Raw genomic sequence first — 25,323 nt, 5'->3', positions numbered from 1 at the left:
GAGCCGGACCTCGGATCCCAAAAGTGAATTGGAGATGAATTGAAATGCAAACCCCGAAACGAGGAAGAGCGTAACGAATTTTGTTTTTGAGATCTTCATGTCATTGAGTCTATTGAGTAACTAAAAGTACTTTGTTATTCAAAGTTAAATAAAACACTTGTATTTCAAAGTATTTTTAAGAAAATTTAAACGGAGACAAACCGGCTAATAATTATCTTTATCAATCCTATTTAAACTTCAACATATCGCCATGCGAGTTTTCTTTTCCGCGCTTTTTGCCTGTCTCTTATCACTTAACGGTTATGGCCAATTAGCGCCATCCAAGTTATTTAGTAACCATATGGTTTTGCAACGAAACCAAACCATCCCTGTATGGGGTGTGGCCGCAAAGCGCGCTAAGGTGAGCGTTAGCTTAAACAACTTGATTAAAACCGCCATTGCGGACGCTCAGGGTAACTGGAAGTTAAGCTTCCTGCCGATGAAAGAGGGCGGCCCTTATACCATGAAAGTTTCTTCGGGTAAAGAAAGTATAATGTACACAGATGTTATGCTTGGTGAGGTATGGCTTTGCTCCGGTCAATCTAATATGGAATTCCAGCTAAAGAACGCATATGGCTACAAGGCGGAGCGCAAGGTTGCCGCGAATGTTCCCGTGCGCCAGTTTTATGTTCCGCATAAAGTTAGCCTGAAGCCGGAAACCGAACTGACAGGCGGCGAATGGAAGTTGGCAAATGCCGGTACCGTTGGCGATTTTTCTGCCGTGGGGTATTTTTACGCTAAACGCTTAGCCGAGAACTTACACGTTACCGTAGGCATTATCAATAGCAGCTGGGGAGGTACCGAAGCCGAGGACTGGATAAGCCGGGACGCCATGCTTTCCTCGCCCGAATTAGCCGCCGTGGTGCCGGGCTTGCCTGTAAATGATAAAGAATTAACAGCAAGAGCGGATAAGCGTTTAAAACTATGGGCGTATCGCGGTGCGCCTGTTGTAAATTATACAGCCGCAGAACTGGCCACAAAGTCGGCAAGTTTTTTTGATAACTGGCAGCAGGGATATATGCCCAGCTCCTGGGAATGGGTTGGAAGATTATATTCGTACCGCGGGCAAGGGTTTATGCAGCGCACCATTATTTTAGATAGCACGTACGCAGCTGAACCATCGGTTATTATGTTGGGGCAAACCAGTATCGACGCCAACCTGTTTAATACACAAGGGATGCCCGTAAGCCCGTTTCGTACGGATGATTGGCCAAGTGTATCGGCAGGGAAGAAATTTGAATAACTGTTAAACAGAAAAAGGCCCGTTAAGGCCTTTTGTATGCTATCTGGTTTTGCATTATGCAAACCAAGCCATCACCTCATCTTTAGTAGGCATAGCAATGTCTAATTTTAATTTTTTGCGCATTCCGCCCAAATCGTTAAACACTTTGTTGGGGTTGCCTGCTTTTAATTCTTCTACGGTGTTAAAGCCCATTTTATTCAGCACTGGCACCCATTCGGCAGGTACACCAATGGCTATAAAATCATCAGCAGTAGCAACCTTTGCTTTTTTCTCCGGGCGCATCTGCGGGAAGAATAATACTTCCTGTATGGTGCTTTGGTTGGTCATCAGCATCACCAAACGGTCGATACCAATACCCAGGCCCGATGTTGGCGGCATGCCGTACTCCAGTGCACGCAGGAAGTCGTCGTCCATCGCCATTGCCTCGTCGTCGCCGCGGCCGGCCAATACCAGCTGCTCTTCTAAACGCTCGCGCTGGTCTATCGGGTCGTTCAATTCCGAGTAAGCGTTGGCAATTTCCTTACCATTCACAAACAACTCAAAGCGTTCTACCAAACCGTCTTTTGTACGGTGTTTTTTGGCAAGCGGCGTCATCTCGATAGGGTAATCGGTAATGTACGTTGGCTGTATAAGGTTGTGCTCTACTTTTGCGCTGAAGATCTCGTCAACCAGTTTACCTTTGCCCATGGTTGCATTGGTCTCAATCCCCAGGTCGGCACAAACTTTAAGCAAACCTGCCTCGTCCATTGCAGATACGTCGATCCCGGTATATTTCAGGATAGAATCGTACATGCTTAATTTTTCGTAAGGGCCGGCAAAATTTATCTCATGCTTTCCAACCTGCACCACCGGGATCCCGTGAACGGCTTTGGCAACAGTTTCTAAACACTCCTCCACCATGGCCATCATCCAGATATAATCTTTATAGGCCACGTAAATTTCCATAGCGGTAAATTCCGGGTTATGGGTACGGTCCATACCCTCGTTACGGAACATCTTGCCAAATTCGTAAACGCCATCAAAACCCGCAACGATCAGCCTTTTCAGATAAAGCTCGTTGGCAATACGCAGAAAAAGCGGCATGTCCAGCGTGTTATGGTGGGTATTGAACGGACGAGCCGCTGCACCGCCATGTATAGACTGTAATATGGGCGTTTCCACCTCCATCCAGCCCTGGATGTTAAAATAATCGCGCATAGCGCTGATCACTTTAGAGCGGTTGATGAAGATGTTTTTATATTCCGGGTTAACGGTTAAATCCACATAACGCTGGCGGTAACGCATTTCCGGGTCGGTAAAACCATCGTGTATGGTGCCGTCTTCTTCGCGTTTTACAACGGGTAAAGGCTTAAGCGATTTGGATAAAATAGTTAACTCCTGAACGTGTACCGAGATCTCTCCGGTTTGGGTTAGGAAAACGTAGCCTTTTACGCCAACGTAATCGCCTATATCTAATAGTTTTTTAAATACGATGTTGTAGAGCGTTTTATCTTCGTCGGGGCAAATATCATCGCGTTTAATGTATACCTGCACCCTGCCGGTGCTATCCTGAAGTTCAAAAAAAGAAGCGCTGCCCATAATACGGCGCGTCATGATACGGCCGGCTACGGTAACCTGTTTATACTTATCTGGGGCGGCGTTAAAATTGTCATTAATATCTTGTGCCCAGGCGTCAACTTCATAAGCTTCGGCAGGGTAGGGATTGATGCCCAGGTCGCGAAGTTTTTGTAACGATTCGCGGCGAATAAGTTCCTGTTCGGATAGCGCAATACTCATATGAATACGGTGTATTTTAAGGGTGCAAAAATAGGGTTTTTGAGCGAGATATGAGATGTTAGATATGAGATTTGAGAACCAAACAACGTTATCCTACGATAATTAACGCACGATGTAATTTTGTCGGGTTTTATTTTGTCGGTAAATAAATACCTTTACCGCATGAACATCAAAGTTATCGCGTTCGACGCTGATGATACCCTTTGGGTGAACGAACCTTATTTCAGACAAACAGAAGAACGTTTTTGTGAATTACTGAGTGATTACCTGTCGCGCCACGACCTGGAGCGCGAACTGCTGCGCATCGAGATAGAGAACCTTGGTTTATACGGCTATGGTATAAAAGGCTTTATCCTCTCTATGATAGAGGCTGCCATGAAGATCACCAACGATACGCTAACTATAGATGTGGTTAAGCAAATTATGGATCTGGGTAAGCAAATGCTTAATCAACCCATAGAACTGCTGGATGGAGTAGAAGAAGTGTTGGAGGCCCTTAAAGGTAAATATCGCCTGGTAGTAGCCACCAAAGGCGATTTACTGGACCAGGAACGCAAGCTGCGTAAATCGGGTTTAAACCCGTATTTTCACCATATCGAGATCATGAGCGAAAAGGATGATGCCAATTATCTTAAATTGCTTAAACATCTGGATATTCAGCCATCGGAGCTGCTGATGGTTGGCAACTCATTAAAAAGCGATATTTTACCGGTGCTAAACGTAGGCGGATACGCCGTACACGTACCTTACCACATTACCTGGGCACACGAGCATATTGAAGACAGCATAGATAACGAGCGTTTTAAAAGCGTAGAAAGCATAAAAGATATACTGGAGTTATTGTAGATGAGAACCAAAATTGAACTGGAAGGCTGGCTGCGCGAAGACCATTTTAAACTCTTCAATAGTTTTGAAGAGCCTTATTTTAGTGTAAATGTAGACATAGATGTTACCAGGGCTTATGCAAAAGCAAAAGAACTGGGCGTATCTTTTTATATGTACTACATGTACTGTGCTATTACGGCTATAAACAGGCACGAGAACTTTAGGTACCGCGCTATTAACAACGAGGTTTTTTTATACGACCAGATAGATGTTACCCACGTGGTGCTTCGTCCCAACGGCACATTTGGTTTCGGTTTTGTGCCCTTTATGCCAACGCTTGATGAATTTGTCGCTTTAGCTAAAACAGATAGCGAACGGATACTGGCCACTAACGGGCTCGACCTGAGCATCCCTCACGAAAATATCATCCACTTTTCGGCAATGCCGGGGATAAAATTCAGTGGCTTAACTCATGCCCGCAGCTTTTCTTATCAGGATAGCTCCACCAAGCTATCGGTAGGAAAGGTTACCGAAGTGCACGGCAAAAAGATGATGCCCTTATCTATCACCGTTCATCATGGCTTAACAGATGGGCTGCATGTAGGGCAGTTTATTGATATTTACCAGGAGCTGCTAAACGCTTAACAAGCAACCGTGCCCGGCATAATCGCGTATTTATGAAGTAAGTATATCGGTACATTATAAAATGTAAATGATATATTTACTTTATCTCGCCAACCAATTATGCCTGTTAAAAAAGTATTCCTGTTATTTATTGCCCTTGCTATGCTTGTTTCCTGTAAAAAGGAAAAGCCTTTTGTGCCTAACTATGAGAACGCTTTACCAGGTTTATGGAAACAGCTTGGCGATTTCCCCGGCGTAGGAAGGGTGCGCGCTTATGCGTTCACCATTGGTAGTAAAGCTTATATTATTGGCGGTAATGCGGGTTCGGGGTTTAATGTGGTGCCTCTTTATGATTTTTGGGAATACGACCCCGCCACAGATAAATGGACGCGCAAAGCGGATTACCCCGGGCAGGCTGCCGAATATATCCGCGGTTTTAGCATTAACGGTAAAGCTTATTTGGGCACAGGATACGGAATACAATACGATGACCCCGGCGCTACCCCGCAGAACAAAGATTTTTGGGAGTATAACCCTGCAACAGATGTTTGGACGCAAAAGGCGAACTTTCCCGGCATAGAACGCGAAAACGTTAGAGCGTTTGAGATAAACGGTACAGGCTACCTGGGCTTGGGTACCGATAATAACTACGCCGCCAGTTATAAGGATTTTTGGAAGTACGACGCCACCGCCGATAAATGGACGCGCCTTGCCGATTATCCCGGCAATGGCAGTTTTGGTGTAGCTGCCTTTGCCATAGGTGGTAAAGGTTATGCAGGCCTGGGCGGCTCATCGCCGGATATTGTAAAAAAAGATTTTTGGGAATATGATCCCGCCACCAATAAATGGTCAGCCAAAGCAGATTTTACCGGCAAAGTGCGCGTTTTTAGCAGCCAGTTTGTGATTGGTACCGATGGCTACGTAGGCCTGGGCACTACTGCCTCCTCATCGGCAGACGATTGGTACAAATACGACAGCCTTAAAGATAGCTGGATAAAAATAACCACCTACGGCGGTGAGGCACGTTACGATGCCGTAAGCTTTTCCATCAACGGAATAGGCTACGCGGGCACAGGCAACCCCAACTTAAAGAAAGATTTTTGGAAGTATACGCCGACTAAGAAGCAGTAACGGGGGGGTTACTCCGCCTCCGCTTCCTGCAGATACAATTCGTCTATCGCTTCGGCGTATTTCTTTTCTATCACTTTGCGTTTGGCTTTTAGGGTGGGGGTTATCTCACCTTCCTCCATGCTAAATGGTACTCGTTTCAGCTTAAAGTTTTTGATGCGTTCGAATTTGGCCAACTCATGAGAATACTTTTTAACGTCCTGGTTTATCCATTCTATGATCTCCGGGTCTTCTATGAATACATCCGGTTTCTCAAAAAAGTCGTTACCCAGGTGAAAAGTTTCCTGCAATAATTCGCGGCCGGGGACTAATATGGCGGTGATGTATTCGCGTTTATCGCCTAATAAAAACACGTGTTCAATTTTAGGGCTTTTCAGGTAAGTGTTTTCTACCGGGGTAGGGTAAATGTTTTTTCCGTAAGCATTTACCAGCATATTCTTCAGCCTGTCGGTAATTTGCAGGTTGCCTTTGTAAAATCTGCCAATATCGCCCGTATGGAACCAGCCTTCGCTGTCTATCACGGCCGCGGTTTCCTCCGGCTTACGCCAGTAACCCTTCATCACACAATGCCCCCGAACAACGATCTCGCCCTCTTCTGAAGTGAAATCGGGCTTGAAATTATCATGCGTTTGTATGGTGTAGATCTTTTTGGTATCCACGTTTTGAATAGCCACCTCAATGCCCGGTATAATGCGGCCAACGGTGCCTATAATAATACGGTGGTCTTCGGTTACGGCCATTACCGGTGAAGTTTCCGTTAAACCAAAACCCTCTAATACCATGATACCGATATTGCCGAAAAACTCGCCGATGTTTTTTGGCAAAGCGCCACCGCCAGATACCAGCAGCTTTAACCGCCCGCCGGTTTTCTCTTTTATTTTGCTGAAAACAAGCTTATCTGCAAGTTTATGCTGGGTTGCTAAAACCAGTCCCGGTTTTTTGCCTGCCTCGGTGGTGTGGCGTACTTCCTCGCCTATTTTTAAGGCCCAGGTAAATATTTTGGTTTTCATGCCGCCTGCGGCAAGGCCGTTCTTCATGGCCTTATCGTGGATCCGTTCCAGCAATCGCGGTACGCAGCACATTACCGTTGGCTTAACCTCCATCATATTCTTGGCCAAAAGCTCCAGGCTTTGTGCAAAAGCAATGGTACAACCTTTGTTTAAGCAAATATAATAGGTGGCCATACGCTCAAACACGTGCGAAAGCGGGAGGAATGAAAGGAACAGGTCGCTACTCTCTATGATCGGGATCTGTACTAAACTCCACCTTACATTTTGCGTGAGATTGCTATGGGTAAGCATTACGCCCTTGGGCGTTCCGGTTGTGCCCGATGTATAAATAAGGCAGGAAACATCGGAGGTTAAAATAGCTTCGCGTGCAGCCTTGATGGCCCGTGCATATTTTTCAACACAAGCCAGCCCTTCTTCAATTACTTTTTTAAACCCTACAACACCGGCGTTCAGGTTCAGCTTATCGCTGAATTTTTCAAAATCATCAAAAGCCGGGATGATGCGGATAAGTGAGTTACAGTTATTGGCAATCTTTAAAACCTTGCGAAACAGGAAAGGGTTGCCGCAAAGGATGGTACGTGCTTCCGAATCGTTCAGGATATATTCTACCTCGGCTTCCGAAAGGGTAGGGTATATAGATGTATTTATGGCGCCAATTTGCTGTAGCGCCTGGTCATAATAAACGTAATCAGGGCCGTTCTCTATCAGGAGGGCCAGCCGGTCGCCTTTTTGTATGCCAATATCCAGGAACCAGGCCGACACAGCGTCGATTTTTTCGAGGGCTTGTTTGTACGTAATCTCTACCCAGGCATCCTTTACCTTATGCATCATAAAGGTATGGGTGTCGGGGTGTATGTTTGCTACAACATTACGGATGAGTCCCGGAATAGTTGATTGCTCCGCTACGATGTTCATTAAGTTTATATCAGGTTTATACTAAAACAAAGCTATATTAATTTCATAATAATAGCAATGTCTTTATTCCCCAAGAAAATAGCGGTTTTGGAAGTATCAATATAATTTTAATATATTAACCGTCAAATTAACAGGTAATATAAACGGTAAATTTAGTTATGAAACAATTTGGTGTGCTATTATTAATGCTTGGTGTGTTATGCAGCAAAGTTTATGCGCAAAAAACACCCGCAGTTATTAACGTAAACTTGCAACAGGAGCAAGGCGATATGAGGCCATTATGGGCATGGTTTGGTTATGACGAGCCAAATTATACCTATATGAAAGACGGACGCAAACTCCTTACCGAAATTGCGAAGCTAAGCCCCGTACCGGTATACGTGCGTGCACACAACCTGTTAACCACCGGCGACGGCACACCCGCCCTTAAATGGGGATCGACCAATATATATACCGAAGATGCCAATGGGAAGCCTGTTTACGACTACCGCATAGTAGATAGCATTTTTGATACGTACGTTAAACGGGGTATGAAACCCCTGGCGCAAATTGGGTTTATGCCCAAAGCATTATCTATAATGCCCGAGCCGTACCAGCATCAATGGAAGCCCGGTATGAGTTATCAGAAAATAGAAACCGGCTGGGCATATCCGCCCAAAGACTATAAAAAATGGGGCGAATTGGTTTACCAATGGGTGAGCCATTGCGTAGCCCGTTACGGAAAAAAGGAAGTAGAAAGCTGGTATTGGGAGGTATGGAACGAAGCAAACGGCGCTTACTGGAAAGGCACCCCGGCCGAATTTTACAAGTTGTATGATTATGCTGCCGACGGGCTGAAACGTGCGCTGCCTACGGCCCGCATTGGCGGCCCAAATGTTACAGGCGGGGGCGAAAAATGGCTCGACGGATTTTTGCGGCATTGCCTGGTTGATACCAATTACGTAACCGGCCGTATTGGTTCGCCGCTGGATTTGGTGTTGTTTCATGCCAAAGGCGCACCAAGTTTAGTGAAAGATACCGTTGTGATGAGTATAAGGCGCCAGCTTAATGATATTGTAGGCCATTTTAAAAAGATCAACTCGTTTGCGGCGCTTAAGAATATACCCATCGTAATCGGCGAATCGGACCCGGAGGGATGTGCTGCCTGCGGAATGTCGACCAACCCCGAGAACGCCTACCGTAACGGTACGATGTATTCGAGTTATACGGCGGCTTCGTTTGCCCGGGTTTACGAACTGATGGACGCCTACAAAACTAATTTGATCGGTGCAGTGAGCTGGTCGTTCGAGTTTGAAAACCAGCCCTGGTTTGCGGGCTTCCGCGATTTGGCGACTAACGGCGTTGATAAACCCGTGCTGAATGTTTTCCGGATGTTTGGTATGATGAAAGGTGCGAGGGTGCAGGTTACAGGTAACCGCATGTACGATCTTAAAACCGTACTCGATTCCAGCATCCGTGGTTCACAAACGGATATCGGCGGACTGGCAGCAAAAAACGACCGGCAAGTAACCGTTATGGTTTGGAACTATGCGGATAAAGATAAGCAAAGCAATGCCGAGCCTGTTGCGGTAAATATCACGGGCTTGCGTAGCGGCGCGAAAAAAGTTAAACTAACCGAATATCGCATTGATGATGAGCACAGTAATTCCTATGCAGTGTGGAAAAAGATGGGTTCGCCGGCGGCACCCACCACAGCCCAGGTTGCGCAATTGGAGCAGGCTGGAAAGTTGAAAACTATTGGTAAACCCATGGTTTTGAAAGTCGCTAACGGAAGTATCAATAAAGTGATAAACCTGCCCCGGCAGGGGGTATCCTTGCTATATGTAAGCTACCTTAAATAGGATTGTATAATTAAAACAACAAAGGCTCCGTTTTGCGGAGCCTTTGTTCTATTTGATATTGAACTGTCTGATCGAATCCATGTTAAAATCATATTGTTCCTGCACCGGAACAATTTTGCGAGTGTCTTTTTGGATATCCCGGCCTTCTTTGCTCCATAATGTTGGGTAAAAGTTGTAAACACTGTCGCCATGCAATCCCTTAACCCCCGTTTGCCAGTCTTTCCAACGATACGCCTCATAAAATTTATCCAAATCCCCATTGAGGCAAAAATCCACAAAGTCTGAATACCCTTTCTGGAGCGATTCCCATTTCAACGTTTCCGGCGCGAGGTAATACACTTTGCCCATTTCTGGCCCCAGGGCACCGCCGTTTATAGCGAAGAAGCCTCCAATAGCATCATCACCAATCAATAGATAGCCCGGGCGTTCGCCAAATTCTTTAAAAGTTTTGCCTTTGTTCCAGCCGGGTAGCGTACGGGTAAACCGCGGGCTGCCAGATCCTAACAGCCTTATCCAGCCATTATCTATCAGCAATCCGCCTGTGTAGTAAATTATAGCACCCATATAAGAATGTGTAGTAACCTGGGTTTGGTATAAGGCTTCCGCTGCCTTCGCGCTGTTTGTAGCTGGCAGAACATCTACCTTGTTTTTGGCGGTTTTAAACAACTCCTTTAATAATACCCAACCGGATGTGTCAGCTTTCAACTCCGTTAAGGGGCGCATTTTAGGTTGTGAAAATGAATATTGGGCGGAAAATAAGACAAGTAGTAGTGCGGGGGCGGTAATTTTAAATTTCATGCTAAGATTTGTGGTTTAAATATAGCATTTAGCTTTAAAACAAAAATAGCTCCGCAAAACGGAGCTATTTAAATATTATAAAGGGAGGAATTTATACCGAGAAACTTTCGCCACAACCGCAGGTGCGGGTTGCATTTGGGTTATGGAAGTTAAAGCCTTTGCCGTTCAGTCCATCGCTAAAATCAAGCTCCGTACCCGCAAGGTACAGGAACGATTTCATATCCAGCGCGAAACGTACGCCGCGGTCTTCAAAAAACTGGTCGCCCTTTTTTTCTTCGTTATCAAAATCGAGATTGTAGGATAACCCCGAGCAGCCGCCACCCTGTACCGAAACGCGCAGAAAATAAGAGGCATCGAGCCCGCTATCCTGCATCAGGTGGTCTATTTTAGCTTTTGCTTTATCAGTTACAGTAACCATGGTGAGTAGTGAAAAGGGAGTGGTGAATGGTTGTAAATAGCGGTGCAGATTAACTACTCACTATTCTCCACTCACCACTCTCCGAATTAATGATGTGATTTTTCAAGCACAATTGGCTCCATGCCATTTTTTACGCGGAAATCGTTGATAGCCGCTTTGATGGCATCTTCTGCCAAAACAGAGCAGTGGATCTTCACCGGCGGAAGAGCAAGCTCTTCTACGATATCCATATTGTCTATCTTCATGGCATCATCTACGCTTTTACCTTTAAGCCACTCGGTAGCCAAAGATGAAGAAGCGATAGCCGAACCACAGCCAAATGTTTTAAATTTTGCGTCGGTGATGATGTTGTTATCATCAACCTGTATTTGTAAACGCATTACGTCGCCACACTCGGGCGCACCAACTAAGCCGGTACCCACTTTGTGGCTGCTTTTATCAAGCGTACCCACGTTGCGGGGGTTAGTGTAATGGTCGATAACTTTATCTGAATAAGCCATAGCTTTTTAATTTAGTAATTTGAAAATTTGATGATTTGAAAATGAATCAAACCGTGTTATTATAGTTTATTAAAGACGAGGTAATTTTCAAATCTTCAAATTACCACATCTTCAAATTGAATTAGTGTTCTGCCCACTCAATCGAATCCAGGTCGATGCCTTCTTTAAACATCTCCCAAAGCGGTGAAAGTTCGCGCAGATGGGTAACCGATTTTTTGGTTACTTCGATGGCGTAATCAACTTCTTCTTCGGTAGTAAAGCGGCCCAAGCCAAAACGGATGGAGGAGTGTGCCAGGTCGTCAGACAAGCCAAGGCTTTTCAGCACGTATGATGGCTCCAAAGACGCTGATGTACAAGCCGAACCAGACGATACCGCCAGATCTTTCATCGCCATCATTAAACCTTCACCTTCTACATATTTAAAAGAGATATTAGCAACGTGTGGCAAGCGGTAGTTAACGTTCCCGTTTACATAGCTTTCCTCCAGCACGGTTAAAGCGCCTTCCAGTTTATTGCGAAGAGTAGAAAGGCGGATCGCCTCACTTTCCATTTCCAAACCGGCAATCTCGCAGGCTTTACCTAAACCAACTATACCCGGTACGTTGAGGGTGCCCGAACGCATACCGCGCTCGTGACCGCCACCGTCCATTTGTGCGGTAACTTTTACACGCGGTCCTTTACGGCGTACGTATAAAGCGCCAACACCTTTAGGGCCGTACATTTTATGTGCCGATAAAGCTAACAGGTCGATACCATCGGCAATAACGTTTACCGGTATTTTACCAACCGCTTGTGTAGCATCCGTCATAAATAAAGCGCCATACTTGTGGGCAATAGCGGCAATCTCTTTAACGGGTTGTATTACGCCAATTTCGTTGTTACCATACATGATAGATACCAGGATGGTTTCGCTGGTCATAGCTGCTTCCAATACAGCAAGGTCTACCAGGCCGTCTTCTTTCACAGGAAGGTAAGTAACCTTACCACCAAGCTTTTCAACGTGTTTGCAGGCGTCTAATATTGCTTTATGCTCGGTAACCGCAGTGATGATGTGGTTGCCTTTTTCTTTATACATTTCAAACACGCCTTTAATAGCCAGGTTGTCTGATTCGGTTGCGCCCGAAGTAAAGATGATCTCTTTTTCTGAAGCGCCTATCAGTTTGGCCACTTGCTCGCGTGCATAATCAACGCCTTCTTCTGCTACCCAGCCAAAAGGGTGGTTGCGGCTGGCCGCGTTACCAAACTTTTCGTTGAAATAAGGCAGCATGGCTTCCAGCACCCGGGGGTCCATTGGTGTGGTGGCGTTGTTATCTAAATAAATTGGGATGTTCATGGTTAAAAATTAACAACACAAATATACGCAAACTTTTACTTTAATACTTTGCAAGCCCTGTAAATTGCATTTTGATGCCAATAATTTACAATATTTGGACATGAACAAGATAGAGCACATCGGCATAGCGGTGAAGGATATGCAGGCCGCTAAGAACATATACGAGCTGCTGCTGAATACCGTTGTCTACAAAACCGAGGAAGTGCCCTCCGAAGGTGTTAATACCGCCTTTTTGCAAAGCGGCCCCAATAAAATAGAACTGCTGGAGGCTACCACTGCCGATAGCCCCATTGCTAAATTCCTGGAGAAAAAAGGGGAGGGGATCCATCATATCGCATTTGATGTTGTTGATATAGAAGCCGAGATGGCACGTTTAAAAGCGGAAGGTTTTATTTTGCTGAACGATAAACCCAAGCGCGGGGCTGATAATAAGCTGGTTTGCTTTGTACATCCCAAGAGCGCCAATGGGGTTTTGGTGGAGTTATGCCAGGAGAGCCCCCTGGCTCATGGAGGGAGAGCGGAAGTTTGAATTCGAGGGGTGATAAGTTAAGGGTCTACGGTTTAAAAGCCCATAGGCTATTAACCAATAAGTAAATATGTGCCTGCGTCTGTGTTAACCCTCAAAAATATAATTATTTGATAATCAATTAACTAAAATGTTTACACTTTGAATTGTGTTAACTTTTGTAAACTTTTTTGCAGCCAGCTGGCGCAGTATTGTAATCTATAGGAAATACAGTTTAAATAATGTTAGTGGCATAAGAGCTGACAGTTGCACATCAAATCCCAGCTATAAAAATCTACCAAAGCAACAATCCCATCAAAGCCACGTATAATAACTTTTGCAAAAGCGGGTTTTGAATTATAGCTAATAATTGTACCTTGGTTATCCAATTATTTACGGCCTGCCTGAGTTTTCACGAATGGGAATTAAAAGTTACATCATGCGCATAGTAGCAGTTATATTGGTGGTATCATCATTAATGATGTGTGCCAAAAAGATAAATAAAATTGAAGGAGGGCCAAACTCAAATGCAGACACGGATACCGAAACTCAGATAAATTCTTCTGATCCCGGCGTAAACTGCACCTATACCGTTAAGCCTTCCGAATGGTTTGTAGATGGTACAGGTATTCCCGCCGGGTCTACCATCTGCATTCCGGCCGGTACCAGGGGCCCTCTTTTGCTTAAAAATTTTAAAGGCACGGCTGCAAAGCCAATTATTATTATCAATAAAGGTGGCAGAGTAACTTTTACGGAACAAGCTACCGCGTCCTATGCCTTTAAAACACAGAACTGCCAATATTTTAAGATAACAGGTAATGGCAACCCCGCGATAAAGTATGGGTTTGTTGTAAATGGCGGCAACATCGGCATGACGATGGACGACCTCAGCTCGGATTTTGAGATTGCCAATGTAGAGGTGCGCAATAGCGCATTTGCAGGCATTATGGCGAAAACCGACCCGTCCTGCGATGTAGCAACGCAGCGCGGCCACTTTATCATGAGGAATATATTGCTTCACGATAATTATGTGCACAAAACAGGCGGCGAAGGATTTTATGTAGGTAATTCTTTTTATGCTAACGGAGTTTCGCTGGCCTGTGGCAAGGTTTTACCACATGACGTGGCTAATGTTAAAGTATATAACAATATCATCGACTCTACAGGTTGCGAAGGCATACAGGTTGGTAGCGCAACAGCCGGGGCCGAAATTTATAACAATACAGTTAGGTCGCCGGGATTAAAGCCCTTTGCTGCCGGGCAGGATAACGGTATACAAATAGGGGAAGGCACCGGTGGCAAATGTTATAACAACCTGGTAAAAGATGCGCCGGGTAATGGCATTATTGTTCTTGGGCTGGGGGATAACCTGGTGTTTAATAATTATATCCTCAATTCGGGGGCTCATGGTATTTTCGCGGATTCGAGATATACCCCGGGGCTTAACTTTCAGTTTATTAATAATACCATTATTGCTCCAGCTTTAAACGGCATAAAATTAAATTCCGAAATTATTCCGATGAATACGGTTATCAACAATGTTATTATCAGCGCGGGATCGGGCATTGCCATAGCCAGGAACAATCTGGGTGTGGAGCTTACCTCGTTAAATAATTATGTAAATAACGATATAAACACCTGTAAGTTTGTAAATTATAGTGCTGATGATTTTCATTTGCAGTCATCATCTCCTTTAATAAATGCAGGGGCAAACGTTTTGCCATACGGGGTGGGTTTTGATTATTACAGTACCGCACGCCCTGCCGGGAGCACTTTTGATATTGGCGCTACGGAGTATTAATGCCAAAAATCTGCTGCTATGGAAGCCAATCCAAATCCAGCAAAGCGGGAAAACTCCCTGATCCCGTTTTCGGGCAGCAATAATTTCTGTATGCTAATTTATTGCTTCGGAGGAAAACTTTACAACCTTTAGAAGTAACCATTTGATAAAACCGTCGTATAACAGCTTTTATCGCAATTAGCTCAAGCTAAACAGCTATGGGCCGTCTGCAGCTTGATTACTCTACCAAATGGGAAAGATAAAATACGTAATGCGCGTAACCGCGTTTTTATTGATCGCATCATCTTGTATGATGTGTAGCAAAAATGACATTAAAACTGAAGCGCAACGGAACGCAAAGAAGATCGCTTTAGTTTCCGGTGAAACACCGGAAATAGTTAACAACTGCACCTACACCGTTATGCCTAATGAATGGTTTGTTGATGGAACAAATATTCCGCCGGGCTCTGTGATATGTATTCCTGCCGGCATCAGGGGTGCCTTGTTACTCAAAAACTTTAAAGGGACGGCTGCAAACCCCATTATTATTACCAACAAGGGCGGCAGGGTAACCTTATCTACAACAATTACTGCATCTTATGGGTTTAAAACTATCAATTGCCAGTACTTTAAAATAATGGGCAACGGCGATCCGGCAACTAAGTACGGCATTGACGTAAATGGTGGTAACATCGGTATGACGATGGACGATCTTAGCTCGGATTTTGAAATAGCAAACGTTGAGGTGCGTAACAGCGGATTTGCCGGGATCATGGCTAAAACAGATCCAACCTGCGATGAGGAAACGCAACGCGGCCATTTTATCATGAGCAATGTAATTATACACGATAATTATGTGCACCAAACGGGTGGAGAAGGTTTGTATATAGGGAATTCCTTTTATGCCGAAGGGAGGTCACTTGCCTGCGGTACCGTTTTGCCTCACGATGTGCTGAACGTTAAGATCTACAAAAATATTACAGATTCTACAGGTTGCGAAGGTATACAAGTGGGCAGCGCCATAGCCGGGGCAGAAATTTATAATAATACCGTTAAATCGCCCGGATTAACGCCCTTTGCAAGCGGCCAGAACAACGGGATCCAGATAGGGGAAGGTACGGGTGGCAAATGCTATAATAACCTGATAAAAAATGCGCCTGGTAACGGTATTATCGTTCTGGGGCTTGGCGATAACCTGGTGTGTAATAACTATATTCTTAATGCAGGGGCTCACGGTATTTTCGCCGATTCGAGGTACACCCCGGGGCTTAACTTTCAATTTATAAATAATACCATCATTTATCCTGCTTTGGATGGGATAAAATTAAATTCCGAAACGATCCCCATGAACACCGTTCTTAATAATGTTATCATAATAAGGGAAGGCGGTGTTTCCGTAAACAGAAAAAGCAAGTATGTTAAAGTAAACATTTTACGTAATTACGTGCACAGTGATGTTAATAGCTGTAGATTTATAAATTATAATGCGGGAGATTTTCATTTGCAGTCATGGTCGCCATTGATCAATGCAGGGACAAACGTTTTATTAAACGGTGTAAGTATGGATTATTATGGCACTGCACGCCCTGCCGGCGGCGCATTTGATGTTGGTGCTACGGAGTATTAATGCAAGCTTGCTGTAGTTAATAAATAGCGAAACAAGGTGATATAAATCAGAAAGACCGGCATAATCCCGGCTGCAAGCGTCATCTCTCCACAGGTGTTAAAAACTTTTTAATTTTGACTTTCAACTTTTGAATTAATTCATTACATTTGCACCTCTTTTATAAGAAAGAAAAGTATACAATAGCAATGAAAAAAGATCTGCATCCATCAAACTATAGGTTAGTTGTTTTCAAGGATATGTCTAACGACTATTCTTTCATAACCAAATCATGCATCGATAGCCGCGAAACCGTAAAATGGGAAGATGGCAATGAATATCCGCTGATTAAATTAGAAATTTCACACACTTCGCACCCGTTCTATACAGGTAAAATGAAGTTAGTTGACACTGCCGGACGTATAGACAAGTTCCGCAGCCGTTACAACAAAAAATAAGTGTTTTTTCAATAAAATATTTACAGGTCCCCCGTTTACCGGGGGACTTTTTTTATTTTTGGCCCATGGCAATCATTCTCTTCGACGATAACGCCCGCAATACGCTTCTGCCTTTAACGTTCACCCGCCCGGTTGCCGATCTGCGCTTAGGTATCCTTACCATTGCCCAAAAATGGGGCAAACACCTCGCCCGGGAATTTTCGTTTTACACCGAAGAATACCTGCAGGCCAAGTTTCCGATGGTTGTGGAGAGCGATAATTTTTTCATCAACGGCTCCATCTGCCCCGACGAAAGCCTGGTAGCCATCATTAGCGAATTGCAAACCGGCGAGGCCATTGCTTTAGATGATGTATTGATCGCCGTTCGCCTGAACATGGCGGAAGCAAAAAACTTTTCGCCGGATATTTACCTGGCCGGCGCGCTTAAATACGACAGTGGGTTTACCCGCATCCAATACCCGGAACATATTTTTAGAAAGAATGATGCCGAGCTGCGCAAGGATTTTGCCCTGCTGACCATTGGCCGCACCAGCGCAACCATCAGCAGCACGAATACCATCATAGGTGATGGTTTTTTTGCCGAAGAAGGCGTACAGGCCGAATGCTGCACGTTCAGCACCGTTAACGGCCCTATTTATTTGGCTAACAATACCGAAGTTTGGGAAGGTACCAACATCCGCGGCCCTTTTGCTTTATGCGAGCACTCGCAGCTGAAAATGGGGACTAAGGTGTACGGCGCCACAACTATTGGCCCATATTGCCGCATTGGCGGCGAGGTAAACAATGCCGTGGTTTGGGGTTACTCCAACAAAGGGCACGAAGGTTATTTGGGTAATGCTGTAGTGGGCGAATGGTGCAATTTAGGCGCCGATACCAATAACTCTAACTTAAAAAATAATTATTCGCCTGTAAAACTGTGGGATTATACCACGCAGAGCTACCGTGATACCGGCTTGCAGTTTTGCGGCCTCATTATGGCCGATCATGCTAAAAGTGGTATCAATACCATGTTTAACACGGGTACTGTAGTAGGGGTAAATGCCAATGTTTTTGGCGGTGGCTATCCAAGCAACCACATTCCCGATTTTGCATGGGGAGGCAGCGATGGATTTGAGGAATATGCTTACGATAAAGCTATGGAGACCACGGCCCGCGTATTTGCCCGCCGCGAGCACCGCAAGTTTGATGAAGCAGAAAGGGCCATCTTAACAGAGGTTTTTAATTTGACTGCTTCTTACAGGGAATTTTAAAAGAGTTCATAGTCAATGGTCGATAGTCCATGGCTATGATTGAATTATAACTAAACATTAAATAATAATACAATGGACTATCGACCATCGTCCATGGACTAAACAAAACACAATGAGAAAGAAAATTGTAGCCGGAAACTGGAAAATGAACCTTGATTATAACGAAGGTTTAGCCTTGTTTTCTGAAGTGGTAAACATGGTAAAAGACGAAGCAACCGGCGATCAGCAAGCGGTTGTTTGCAGTCCGTTTATTCACTTGCACAGCTTGGCGGCTTTGGCTAAAGGCTATAGCAATGTTGCCATTGGTGCGCAAAACGCTCACCAGGCCGAATCTGGTGCTTATACCGGCGAGATCTCTGCAAAACAAGTAAAATCTACCGGTGCCGAATATGTTATTTTAGGCCACTCGGAACGTCGCCAGTACTTTGGCGAAAGTAACGAACTGCTTGCTAAAAAAACAGATACCGCCCTTAAAAACGGCTTAAAGCCAATCTTCTGTATCGGCGAAACTTTGCAGGAACGCGAAGCTAATACGCACTTTGATATTATTAAAAGTCAGTTAGTGGAAGGTGTTTTTCATTTAGATGCTGATGCTTTCGGCACTATCGTTTTGGCTTATGAGCCGGTTTGGGCTATTGGTACAGGTGTAACTGCAACATCAGACCAGGCACAGGAGATCCATGCCTTTATCCGCGCCGAAATTGCTGCTAAATACAGCCAGGCAGTGGCCGATGCAACTACCATCCTTTACGGCGGCAGCTGTAACCCAAAAAACGCGGCCGAGCTATTTGCCTGTGCAGATATCGATGGCGGCCTGATAGGTGGCGCATCCCTAAAATCGCGCGACTTTACGGATATTGTTAAAGCGTTTAATTAATTGTTAGAGGCTGGAGGTTAGTTAATTAAAGGTTAGAATACTCATTTCTAACCAGCGTTTTAACTAACCTCTATTCTCCAACCTCTAATCTCCTCCCATGAACTACTACGAACTTCTTTTCACTACCATTACAACCGAAGATTACCAGCAGGACCTGCTGATAGCTGCCCTTGGTGAGATAGGTTTTGATACTTTTGAAGAGGTCGACCTTGGCTTTAAAGCCTACATCCCGGTGGATGATTTTAACCAGGAAGCGCTCGATGATCAACTTGCTGATTACCGGGAGATGTTCACTTTCAGCTATGATATCACCCTTATTCCGCAGAAAAACTGGAACGAAGTTTGGGAAAGTAATTTTGAACCGATTGAGGTAAGCGGGCAGGTGTTTGTAAGGGCTACTTTCCATGCCCCTAAACCGGAATTTCCGTATGAGATCGTTATCGACCCTAAAATGGCCTTCGGTACCGGGCATCATCAAACAACGGCCATGATGATGGCGTTGATGCTAGAGAATGATTTTAAAGGCAAAAAGGTGCTGGATATGGGCTGCGGTACCGGCATTTTGGCCATTCTCGCCGCCAAATTAGGCGCTGCAGAACTAACCGCTATCGACTATGATATTGTTTGTTACGAGAGCACTATCGAAAACTCTGCGCTTAATAATAGTCAGAATATAAAGGCTTTATGCGGCTCCAAAGAGGTAATTCCAAACGAGCAATACGACATTATCCTGGCCAATATCAACCGCAATATCCTGCTGGATCAGATGGAGAGTTACGCCAAAGTTTTAAAACCCGGCGGCGAGATCTACTTCAGCGGGTTTTATGAAACACCCGACCTGGATATCATCACCGATGAAGCCCGGAAATACGGGCTAAAATACATCATCCACAAAAAAGATAAGGATTGGGTGGCGGCAAAGTTCGTTTCATAAACCACGTCGTGCTGAACTTGTTTCAGCAACCCATAATACAGGTAGCCACCATGCATTATTCGTATGCATGGTGGCTACTTTGCAAGTGGGGTGCCGAAATAAATTCGGCATGACGTTTTTATTAATATCCCAGTGTAAACCTGCTTTTCACAAATTGGTTATTTTCCAATTCATCAAAAATGGAAACGGCCAGATCGGCCACCGAAATATCATTTTTGCCATGCTCATCAAACACCGGGTTTTCGGTACCTAAACGGAAGTTGCCGGTTCGTTCGCCCGGGTGCAGGTTTATGGACGGGCTCAGGAAGGTCCAGTCCAGTTCTTCTTCTTTGCGCAGGGCGGCAAGGTAATCGCGGGCGGCGGAGGCACCTGCATAATACTCTTTCGGGAATTGTGGAGAATCTACCAACTGGTGCCCGCCAATGTATAAGCTGCCTGCGCCGCCAACGGTTAAGTAACGTTTTACCCCTGCCTTTTTCGTAGCCGCCTGGATGCTGTTGCAGCCCTTTGTAAAATCATCGTACAGGTTGGGGTTTGTCCACCCGGCGTTGAAGGCGTTTACTACGGCATCGTGGCCGGATAGTGCGACTGCCAGCGCATCTACATCATATACATCTGCAGATACCGCAGTTACACCTGCCGCTTTTTGAACTTTTGCCGTATCGCGCACGATAGCGGTTATCTCATACCCGCGCAAAATACCTTCTGTTACTACCGCGCTGCCTACAAAGCCTGTTGCGCCTATTATTGCTACTTTCATAAAATTGTGTTTGTTTAATTGTAATTAAATATGTTACAGTTTTGTTTAAATTTTTTTAATTGAATTTGGCTACAAATGCCAGCAAAGTTGTATTCCCCAGCTTTTGCATCAATACTTTATCTACATCTATATATAGCTCCGTTATATGCTGATTGATCTGCTTGCCGATAGGGCAGGCCGGGTTAGGCTGGTTTTTTGCCTGACCCAAAACGGCTTCGGGTTTTACAGTTTCGTAGATTTCGGCCAGCGTGATCTGTGCTGCTGGGCGGGCGAGGGTATAACCACCGTTTTTTCCTTCCTGGCTGCTTACCAATTTGTTTTTAATGAGGTTGCTGAGTTCCTTACGCACCAAAACCGAATTTACATTAATGCTGCCGGCCATATATTCTGACGACAGCAGGCCCTCTGCACTGCAAAGCAGCGTCATGATGTGTAATGCTATGGGGAACCGTCCGTTCAATTGCTTATTTGTAATAATTTTTATTACAGTACAAATGTAGCTTTGTTTTCTAATAAATCAATACCTTTAAACTACCTATTATAAAAATGAACCCCGGTTGACAATGCCGGCCCTGGGGTTAGCTAAATTTGTATTGCATTAACTTTTAGACTAAAATAGTCAGAAAGTATTAAATTATCGATATGAAAACTTATCTTGTACCTATCGACTTCTCCGAAGCCGCCTTTAACGCCGCTCACTACGCCGCCCAGCTAAGCCACGAAACTGATGTGGAGCGTATTATACTCATCAATGCCTATTACGTTTCTCCCTATGAGTCGCTTTTGCCCAACGCGGATATGATGATGCTGCGCGAGAGCGAAATTGAGGAGGAGGTCGGAATCCGTATAGGCCAGTTGGAGACCCTGAAATATACACTACAAAGCAGGGTGCGGGAAGGAGTGATTATTCAAACGCGCCTGCACCGCTCGCATTTGCTGCGCGCCGTTGTCGATGCCGTTGCACAAAACAAGGTGAGCCTTGTTATTTTAGGGAGCATTGGCAATAGCACCGTGCGCGAAAAAAATATTGGCATTGGCAGCCACGTAATTGCTATATCTAAAACCTGCCCGGTGCCGGTAATGGTAGTACCCCCCGCATATAAATACCAGCGAATTGACATGGCCCTGGTGGCCTGCGACTTTAAAAAAGTGAAGGATACCGTGCCTGCCGCGGCCCTGCATAAATTGCTGGAGAAGCGGCCCATCAAGCTATTGGTGGTGCATGCGGTAGCTAAGGGTAAACCAGGTGTTGCCGGCGGCGAACTACTTGCCGAAGAAACGGCCCTGCATCAAATGCTTAAAGAACTCAAACCCGAGTATCATTACATCGACGACCCCGAAATTATAAAAGGTGTGCTTGATTTCGCAGTGGAAAAAGGCGCGCAGCTGGTGATAGCCTTGCCACACACCTATAGCTTTCTGCAATCGATATTACATAACAGCATATCGCAGCAGCTGGCGGCCAGTTCGCCGGTGCCGGTGCTGTTGTTGAAGTAGGGGTGTGTGTTTCTCCGATAACCAATGCCGCACCAAATGATTTGCTTTGAACAATAGTTTATTACCCTACTTGATTGACTGCATAGAATTGTATACATTTAGCTGTTTAAAGGATGTTTTGTGCGGCATCGTGTGCGATAGTATTATTTAACCATAAAATACTCAGGGTAAGGGAGATATGCTGTTTGCCGGCAAACCGGGAGTAAAACTATGCAGAATGAATTTGCAAGGTTTTGAAACCCGATCTGAGGAAAATTAATTTGGGCGACCAAATAAATAATTATTATAAATAATATTAGTAATTAGTTTATTATTCAAATTAATTGTAACTTTATTAACTATTGAGAAACCCTTATCCTAATTAACCATATATGAAGACACTTGGAAAAAAGATCCGGTTGTTACGCCACCAAAAAGGCTGGAGCCAGGAAGAAGTAGCTAAGCGATTAGATATTTCTATTCCCGCCTTTTCGAAGATCGAAACCGGAATTACTGACATCAACCTATCCCGCCTGGAGCAGATCGCTGCTTTATTTGAGATGTCGGTTGTAGCTTTGCTTACTTATAACGAAACTGAGCACGATCAAAAGATCGCCAGTGAGTTAGAGAACGTCAATAAAAAACTAATGGATCGAGAAACCGAAGTTATCGACCTCCAGAAGAAAGTTATTGAGCTTTTTGAAGAATTAAGGCACAAAAAAGTTACCGCATAAATTTTAAGGCCCGGGAGTTTATTCCCCGGGCTTAAAAATATAGCGCATAGTTAAATGCCTTTTGCCAAATGTAGCGCCCACCGCTGCGTGCATGGCTATCATTTTGTCGTTAAAATCGCCCACCCAGGATAATTCAAGCTCATCATACTGTTTCAGGGGCAAAACATATTCTTTCAGTTTGATAAATATGGCCGATTCCAACCCGTGATTTTGGAATTTTTGCTTGGTACCCATTACAATAGCCCGCATACGCGATACCCCTTTCCAGCGGCGATAAACAAACAACAATTTACCTATCAGGTTTAATTTTCCATTCAGCGGTTTTATCATCTGGTTGGCATCGGGCAGTATAACAATAAAAGATGCCGGTTCGTTGTTAATGTAGGCAAACCATATCAGCCGCTCATCCATAATGGCTTTCATTTTTTCAAAACTCTCCAGGATGGTGGTGTGATTTATGGGCACAAAGTTTTCAAAATCCTGCCAGCCATCGTTATAGATCTCTATAAAATCGGCCGCGTACTTCTCAATTTCCTTAATTTTAAAATGCTCGAAACTGTAGCCAGGCTTTTTGATGACCCAATTGGCAATTTTGGTGAACCTTTCGGAGAAGGGCTTGTGTACATCCAGGTGATTGGTGATCTGTTCGTATTGTGTTTTAAATCCGTAATCGTCAAAAAAACCTTTGTAGTAGGGCAGGTGGTAGTTCATTCCGTAGGACGGAGGCGTAAAGCCTTCTACCAACAGGCCCCAAAAATTATCGTTTTCGCCAAAGTTGATGGGGCCATCCATAGCTTGCATGCCGTTTGCCTGCAGCCAGTCTTTCGCGGTATCGAAGAGTAGAAAGACGGCTTCTTTATTATCTATGCATTCAAAAAAACCCATGCCTCCGGTTGGCTGCTCGTATTGGTAAGCCTTTTTTTCGTTGACGAATGCAGCCACACGGCCTATGAGATGGCCCTCGTCGTTGCTCAGGATCCATCGGGTAGCCTTGCCATGGGTATGGAAGTTGTTGCGCGCGGGGTCGAAAACGGCTTCGATATCGTTATCCAGCGGGCACACCCAGTTATCATCGTTTTTATAAACGGTCCGTGCAACCTCCAGGAATGCTTTTTTATCTGCCTTGCTTTTTACTTCGGTTATCTTCATCGGGTAGCAAAAATGCCCTTTACAAAAAAAGCATCCAGCGGGCTACTGAATGCTTTACAAAATATTTTTATGCGGCTGCGTTAGTCGTCGTCCTCGTCATCATAAGGGTCAAAAGCGTCGAATCTACCCAGGTCGTCGTCCAGCGGTATCTCGTCATCAAAATCATCATCGTCGTCTGCTACTTTTTTGCCCGGTGTTGCGTCATCATCCAAGTCGTCATCCTCGTCGTCGGCAATTTTCTTGGTAACAGGTTTTTTTGGAGTTGCCATTTTAATAAATGTTTATTTGTTAAAATTTTTCGGTTAACCTAATTGTTTTTAAATGTAAAGGTTGTTGTTGAATAATCAACTTATTAAGAGTAAAAATAATTAAAATCATTTTCAATAAAAATATCTTTTGAATTTATTCTGAAGGCTCGCCAATAGTGCTGGTGCTTTCTGTAAATTCCTTTAGCTGTGGTAGTTCGGTAATGCTGTTTATACCAAAATAGTCCATGAAGAGGCTGCTTGTGCCATAAAGGATGGGTTTGCCAACGCTTTCGGCCTTCCCTGTAATGGCAATTAGCTCCTTTTCCAGCAGTTTTTGTATCGAATAATCGCAGTTTACACCGCGTATCTGCTCTACGTCCAGCTTGGTTACGGGCTGTTTATAGGCGATAATGGCGAGAGTTTCCAGCGCTGCCTGGCTCAGTTTCTTTTTAGAACGTTGCAACTGCAGCAGGCTGATAACCGGGTGATACTGCTTTTTGGTGAGGAACTGGTAACCGTTGTTGATCTTCACCACCTCAATGGCGTACTGGCTCTCGCCGTATTTTGCGCGGATGATATCGATATGCCCGTTCACCTCATCGGCGGTAAAACCATGCTCGAAGGCAGCCTGCAGGCAGTACAGAATTTCTTCCATGCGGATGCCTTGTTCTGACGCGAAAATGAGTGCCTCGATGTATTGCCCGATATTTTCCATATAGTCCGTAAGTCGGCAAGTCCGAAAGTAAGAAAAAGTTGGGAGGTTGAGAAGTCGGTAAGTCCGAAAGTCAGGAAGACCGAAAGAAGAATTTTTTAGGATAGAAATATGCTACATCCAGTGATGCACTTCTATCTCATCGGCCAGCAGGTTTAAAATCTCCGGGGATACGGTGCCTTTATCATTACAAAGGTGAAGGACGTTCTGTTCATCGGGGTTAAAGCCGGCAACCAGTACGCCATTCTGGTACACGTCAAATTTACAATGATCGTGTGTGTGGTGTGGATAATCGCTTATCTCGAAGCTGAATGTTTCATCGTTGTTGGTAATGCTGAGGTTGTGACGTTCCATGATTGGATAACAGGAAGGAGGGGGGATTGTTTC

26 protein-coding genes are annotated in these 25,323 nt (G+C 44.7%); 14 read left to right on the top strand and 12 right to left on the bottom strand.

The features are described from left to right. The first annotated feature begins 340 nt into the window (after nt 1-340). Nucleotides 341-1,282 carry a hypothetical protein gene (locus tag IDJ77_RS03195; protein WP_191187491.1) on the top strand — a complete coding sequence of 314 codons (942 nt, stop codon included), beginning with the start codon at nt 341-343 and terminating at the stop codon, nt 1,280-1,282. A 54-nt stretch (nt 1,283-1,336) separates the two neighbouring features. Here the strand turns inward: IDJ77_RS03195 and lysS are convergent, their stop codons facing one another. Next, complete coding sequence (gene lysS / locus IDJ77_RS03190) at nt 1,337-3,058, bottom strand: lysine--tRNA ligase (protein ID WP_191187490.1); 1,722 nt, start codon at nt 3,056-3,058, stop codon at nt 1,337-1,339. Nucleotides 3,059-3,220: 162 nt separating this feature from the next. Here lysS and IDJ77_RS03185 point away from each other — a divergent pair, with 162 nt between their 5' ends. The 3 genes from IDJ77_RS03185 to IDJ77_RS03175 all read left to right on the top strand — a co-directional run bounded on the left by IDJ77_RS03185 (nt 3,221) and on the right by IDJ77_RS03175 (nt 5,638). Beyond that, the gene (locus IDJ77_RS03185; RefSeq protein WP_191187489.1) at nt 3,221-3,904 is read left to right on the top strand and encodes an HAD family hydrolase; all 684 of its coding nucleotides are present in this window, start codon (nt 3,221-3,223) and stop codon (nt 3,902-3,904) included. Continuing rightward, nucleotides 3,905-4,528 carry a CatA-like O-acetyltransferase gene (locus tag IDJ77_RS03180; RefSeq protein WP_191187488.1) on the top strand — a complete coding sequence of 208 codons (624 nt, stop codon included), beginning with the start codon at nt 3,905-3,907 and terminating at the stop codon, nt 4,526-4,528. 99 nt (nt 4,529-4,627) lie between these two features. Next, on the top strand, nt 4,628-5,638 hold the full coding sequence (locus tag IDJ77_RS03175) for a Kelch repeat-containing protein (protein WP_191187487.1): 1,011 nt from the start codon (nt 4,628-4,630) through the stop codon (nt 5,636-5,638). Between the two features lie 8 nt (nt 5,639-5,646). Here IDJ77_RS03175 and IDJ77_RS03170 read toward each other — a convergent pair whose 3' ends face one another. After that, entirely contained in the window at nt 5,647-7,560 is a 1,914-nt protein-coding gene (locus IDJ77_RS03170; protein ID WP_191187486.1) for an AMP-dependent synthetase/ligase, read from the bottom strand. A 158-nt stretch (nt 7,561-7,718) separates the two neighbouring features. On the opposite strand from IDJ77_RS03170, the gene IDJ77_RS03165 reads away from it, so the two are divergent. After that, nucleotides 7,719-9,401: a GH39 family glycosyl hydrolase gene (locus tag IDJ77_RS03165; RefSeq protein ID WP_191187485.1), complete on the top strand. Its 1,683-nt coding sequence runs from the start codon at nt 7,719-7,721 to the stop codon at nt 9,399-9,401. Between the two features lie 48 nt (nt 9,402-9,449). Here IDJ77_RS03165 and IDJ77_RS03160 read toward each other — a convergent pair whose 3' ends face one another. The 4 genes from IDJ77_RS03160 to IDJ77_RS03145 form a co-directional block, all read right to left on the bottom strand. Continuing rightward, complete coding sequence (locus IDJ77_RS03160; RefSeq protein ID WP_191187484.1) at nt 9,450-10,124, bottom strand: DUF2625 domain-containing protein; 675 nt, start codon at nt 10,122-10,124, stop codon at nt 9,450-9,452. Between the two features lie 166 nt (nt 10,125-10,290). Beyond that, nucleotides 10,291-10,617, bottom strand: coding sequence for a HesB/IscA family protein (locus IDJ77_RS03155; RefSeq protein ID WP_134737978.1), 327 nt, complete (start codon nt 10,615-10,617; stop codon nt 10,291-10,293). A gap of 86 nt (nt 10,618-10,703) precedes the next feature. Next, nucleotides 10,704-11,117 carry a Fe-S cluster assembly scaffold IscU gene (gene iscU / locus IDJ77_RS03150; RefSeq protein ID WP_067192943.1) on the bottom strand — a complete coding sequence of 138 codons (414 nt, stop codon included), beginning with the start codon at nt 11,115-11,117 and terminating at the stop codon, nt 10,704-10,706. Nucleotides 11,118-11,238: 121 nt separating this feature from the next. Beyond that, nucleotides 11,239-12,450: an IscS subfamily cysteine desulfurase gene (locus IDJ77_RS03145; RefSeq protein ID WP_191187483.1), complete on the bottom strand. Its 1,212-nt coding sequence runs from the start codon at nt 12,448-12,450 to the stop codon at nt 11,239-11,241. Between the two features lie 100 nt (nt 12,451-12,550). On the opposite strand from IDJ77_RS03145, the gene mce reads away from it, so the two are divergent. The 7 genes from mce (at nt 12,551) to prmA (ending at nt 19,857) form a co-directional block, all read left to right on the top strand. Beyond that, the gene (mce, locus tag IDJ77_RS03140; protein WP_191187482.1) at nt 12,551-12,979 is read left to right on the top strand and encodes a methylmalonyl-CoA epimerase; all 429 of its coding nucleotides are present in this window, start codon (nt 12,551-12,553) and stop codon (nt 12,977-12,979) included. A 415-nt stretch (nt 12,980-13,394) separates the two neighbouring features. After that, the gene (locus IDJ77_RS03135) at nt 13,395-14,756 is read left to right on the top strand and encodes a right-handed parallel beta-helix repeat-containing protein (protein ID WP_191187481.1); all 1,362 of its coding nucleotides are present in this window, start codon (nt 13,395-13,397) and stop codon (nt 14,754-14,756) included. Nucleotides 14,757-14,985: 229 nt separating this feature from the next. Then, nucleotides 14,986-16,362, top strand: coding sequence for a right-handed parallel beta-helix repeat-containing protein (locus IDJ77_RS03130; RefSeq protein WP_191187480.1), 1,377 nt, complete (start codon nt 14,986-14,988; stop codon nt 16,360-16,362). Between the two features lie 185 nt (nt 16,363-16,547). Further along, nucleotides 16,548-16,796 (top strand): type B 50S ribosomal protein L31, encoded by a 249-nt coding sequence (locus IDJ77_RS03125; protein ID WP_133236702.1) that lies wholly within the window; start codon nt 16,548-16,550, stop codon nt 16,794-16,796. 65 nt (nt 16,797-16,861) lie between these two features. Next, nucleotides 16,862-18,046, top strand: a complete 1,185-nt coding sequence (locus tag IDJ77_RS03120; RefSeq protein WP_191187479.1) for a putative sugar nucleotidyl transferase — start codon at nt 16,862-16,864, stop codon at nt 18,044-18,046. Nucleotides 18,047-18,158: 112 nt separating this feature from the next. After that, nucleotides 18,159-18,923 (top strand): triose-phosphate isomerase, encoded by a 765-nt coding sequence (gene tpiA / locus IDJ77_RS03115; protein WP_191187478.1) that lies wholly within the window; start codon nt 18,159-18,161, stop codon nt 18,921-18,923. A 97-nt stretch (nt 18,924-19,020) separates the two neighbouring features. Continuing rightward, the gene (gene prmA / locus IDJ77_RS03110; protein ID WP_191187477.1) at nt 19,021-19,857 is read left to right on the top strand and encodes a 50S ribosomal protein L11 methyltransferase; all 837 of its coding nucleotides are present in this window, start codon (nt 19,021-19,023) and stop codon (nt 19,855-19,857) included. Nucleotides 19,858-19,978: 121 nt separating this feature from the next. On the opposite strand, the gene IDJ77_RS03105 is transcribed toward prmA, so the two are convergent. Then, nucleotides 19,979-20,617 (bottom strand): NAD(P)-dependent oxidoreductase, encoded by a 639-nt coding sequence (locus IDJ77_RS03105; protein ID WP_191187476.1) that lies wholly within the window; start codon nt 20,615-20,617, stop codon nt 19,979-19,981. Nucleotides 20,618-20,672: 55 nt separating this feature from the next. After that, a complete protein-coding gene (locus IDJ77_RS03100; protein WP_191187475.1) occupies nt 20,673-21,077 on the bottom strand; it encodes an Rrf2 family transcriptional regulator in 405 nt (134 codons plus the stop codon). Nucleotides 21,078-21,259: 182 nt separating this feature from the next. Here IDJ77_RS03100 and IDJ77_RS03095 point away from each other — a divergent pair, with 182 nt between their 5' ends. Continuing rightward, the gene (locus IDJ77_RS03095; protein WP_191187474.1) at nt 21,260-22,114 is read left to right on the top strand and encodes a universal stress protein; all 855 of its coding nucleotides are present in this window, start codon (nt 21,260-21,262) and stop codon (nt 22,112-22,114) included. A gap of 371 nt (nt 22,115-22,485) precedes the next feature. After that, nucleotides 22,486-22,827 (top strand): helix-turn-helix domain-containing protein, encoded by a 342-nt coding sequence (locus IDJ77_RS03090; RefSeq protein WP_191187473.1) that lies wholly within the window; start codon nt 22,486-22,488, stop codon nt 22,825-22,827. A gap of 18 nt (nt 22,828-22,845) precedes the next feature. Here IDJ77_RS03090 and IDJ77_RS03085 read toward each other — a convergent pair whose 3' ends face one another. The 4 genes from IDJ77_RS03085 to IDJ77_RS03070 all read right to left on the bottom strand — a co-directional run bounded on the left by IDJ77_RS03085 (nt 22,846) and on the right by IDJ77_RS03070 (nt 25,290). Continuing rightward, on the bottom strand, nt 22,846-23,976 hold the full coding sequence (locus IDJ77_RS03085) for a GNAT family N-acetyltransferase (protein ID WP_191187472.1): 1,131 nt from the start codon (nt 23,974-23,976) through the stop codon (nt 22,846-22,848). Nucleotides 23,977-24,056: 80 nt separating this feature from the next. After that, the gene (locus tag IDJ77_RS03080) at nt 24,057-24,245 is read right to left on the bottom strand and encodes a hypothetical protein (RefSeq protein WP_191187471.1); all 189 of its coding nucleotides are present in this window, start codon (nt 24,243-24,245) and stop codon (nt 24,057-24,059) included. Nucleotides 24,246-24,378: 133 nt separating this feature from the next. Next, complete coding sequence (scpB, locus tag IDJ77_RS03075) at nt 24,379-24,939, bottom strand: SMC-Scp complex subunit ScpB (protein WP_191187470.1); 561 nt, start codon at nt 24,937-24,939, stop codon at nt 24,379-24,381. 111 nt (nt 24,940-25,050) lie between these two features. Beyond that, on the bottom strand, nt 25,051-25,290 hold the full coding sequence (locus tag IDJ77_RS03070; RefSeq protein WP_191187469.1) for a hypothetical protein: 240 nt from the start codon (nt 25,288-25,290) through the stop codon (nt 25,051-25,053). Nucleotides 25,291-25,323: the final 33 nt, after the last annotated feature.

The organism is Mucilaginibacter pankratovii, from assembly GCF_014773265.1.
In the GTDB taxonomy this organism is placed as follows: Bacteria; Bacteroidota; Bacteroidia; order Sphingobacteriales; family Sphingobacteriaceae; genus Mucilaginibacter; species Mucilaginibacter pankratovii.
This window is presented reverse-complemented; position numbering and strand designations above follow the sequence as displayed.

What these genes read in the sequence shown, in the direction of transcription:
- IDJ77_RS03155 (WP_134737978.1), bottom strand. Translation starts at nt 10,617, where the DNA reads ATGGTTACTGTAACTGATAAAGCAAAAGCTAAAATAGACCACCTGATG.
- IDJ77_RS03130 (WP_191187480.1), top strand. Translation starts at nt 14,986, where the DNA reads ATGGGAAAGATAAAATACGTAATGCGCGTAACCGCGTTTTTATTGATC.
- lysS (WP_191187490.1), bottom strand. Translation starts at nt 3,058, where the DNA reads ATGAGTATTGCGCTATCCGAACAGGAACTTATTCGCCGCGAATCGTTA.
- IDJ77_RS03145 (WP_191187483.1), bottom strand. Translation starts at nt 12,450, where the DNA reads ATGAACATCCCAATTTATTTAGATAACAACGCCACCACACCAATGGAC.
- IDJ77_RS03105 (WP_191187476.1), bottom strand. Translation starts at nt 20,617, where the DNA reads ATGAAAGTAGCAATAATAGGCGCAACAGGCTTTGTAGGCAGCGCGGTA.
- IDJ77_RS03180 (WP_191187488.1), top strand. Translation starts at nt 3,905, where the DNA reads ATGAGAACCAAAATTGAACTGGAAGGCTGGCTGCGCGAAGACCATTTT.
- IDJ77_RS03085 (WP_191187472.1), bottom strand. Translation starts at nt 23,976, where the DNA reads ATGAAGATAACCGAAGTAAAAAGCAAGGCAGATAAAAAAGCATTCCTG.
- IDJ77_RS03175 (WP_191187487.1), top strand. Translation starts at nt 4,628, where the DNA reads ATGCCTGTTAAAAAAGTATTCCTGTTATTTATTGCCCTTGCTATGCTT.
- IDJ77_RS03090 (WP_191187473.1), top strand. Translation starts at nt 22,486, where the DNA reads ATGAAGACACTTGGAAAAAAGATCCGGTTGTTACGCCACCAAAAAGGC.
- IDJ77_RS03070 (WP_191187469.1), bottom strand. Translation starts at nt 25,290, where the DNA reads ATGGAACGTCACAACCTCAGCATTACCAACAACGATGAAACATTCAGC.
- IDJ77_RS03185 (WP_191187489.1), top strand. Translation starts at nt 3,221, where the DNA reads ATGAACATCAAAGTTATCGCGTTCGACGCTGATGATACCCTTTGGGTG.
- scpB (WP_191187470.1), bottom strand. Translation starts at nt 24,939, where the DNA reads ATGGAAAATATCGGGCAATACATCGAGGCACTCATTTTCGCGTCAGAA.
- IDJ77_RS03160 (WP_191187484.1), bottom strand. Translation starts at nt 10,124, where the DNA reads ATGCGCCCCTTAACGGAGTTGAAAGCTGACACATCCGGTTGGGTATTA.
- IDJ77_RS03080 (WP_191187471.1), bottom strand. Translation starts at nt 24,245, where the DNA reads ATGGCAACTCCAAAAAAACCTGTTACCAAGAAAATTGCCGACGACGAG.
- IDJ77_RS03195 (WP_191187491.1), top strand. Translation starts at nt 341, where the DNA reads ATGGTTTTGCAACGAAACCAAACCATCCCTGTATGGGGTGTGGCCGCA.
- mce (WP_191187482.1), top strand. Translation starts at nt 12,551, where the DNA reads ATGAACAAGATAGAGCACATCGGCATAGCGGTGAAGGATATGCAGGCC.
- IDJ77_RS03135 (WP_191187481.1), top strand. Translation starts at nt 13,395, where the DNA reads ATGCGCATAGTAGCAGTTATATTGGTGGTATCATCATTAATGATGTGT.
- IDJ77_RS03125 (WP_133236702.1), top strand. Translation starts at nt 16,548, where the DNA reads ATGAAAAAAGATCTGCATCCATCAAACTATAGGTTAGTTGTTTTCAAG.
- iscU (WP_067192943.1), bottom strand. Translation starts at nt 11,117, where the DNA reads ATGGCTTATTCAGATAAAGTTATCGACCATTACACTAACCCCCGCAAC.
- IDJ77_RS03120 (WP_191187479.1), top strand. Translation starts at nt 16,862, where the DNA reads ATGGCAATCATTCTCTTCGACGATAACGCCCGCAATACGCTTCTGCCT.
- tpiA (WP_191187478.1), top strand. Translation starts at nt 18,159, where the DNA reads ATGAGAAAGAAAATTGTAGCCGGAAACTGGAAAATGAACCTTGATTAT.
- IDJ77_RS03095 (WP_191187474.1), top strand. Translation starts at nt 21,260, where the DNA reads ATGAAAACTTATCTTGTACCTATCGACTTCTCCGAAGCCGCCTTTAAC.
- prmA (WP_191187477.1), top strand. Translation starts at nt 19,021, where the DNA reads ATGAACTACTACGAACTTCTTTTCACTACCATTACAACCGAAGATTAC.
- IDJ77_RS03165 (WP_191187485.1), top strand. Translation starts at nt 7,719, where the DNA reads ATGAAACAATTTGGTGTGCTATTATTAATGCTTGGTGTGTTATGCAGC.
- IDJ77_RS03170 (WP_191187486.1), bottom strand. Translation starts at nt 7,560, where the DNA reads ATGAACATCGTAGCGGAGCAATCAACTATTCCGGGACTCATCCGTAAT.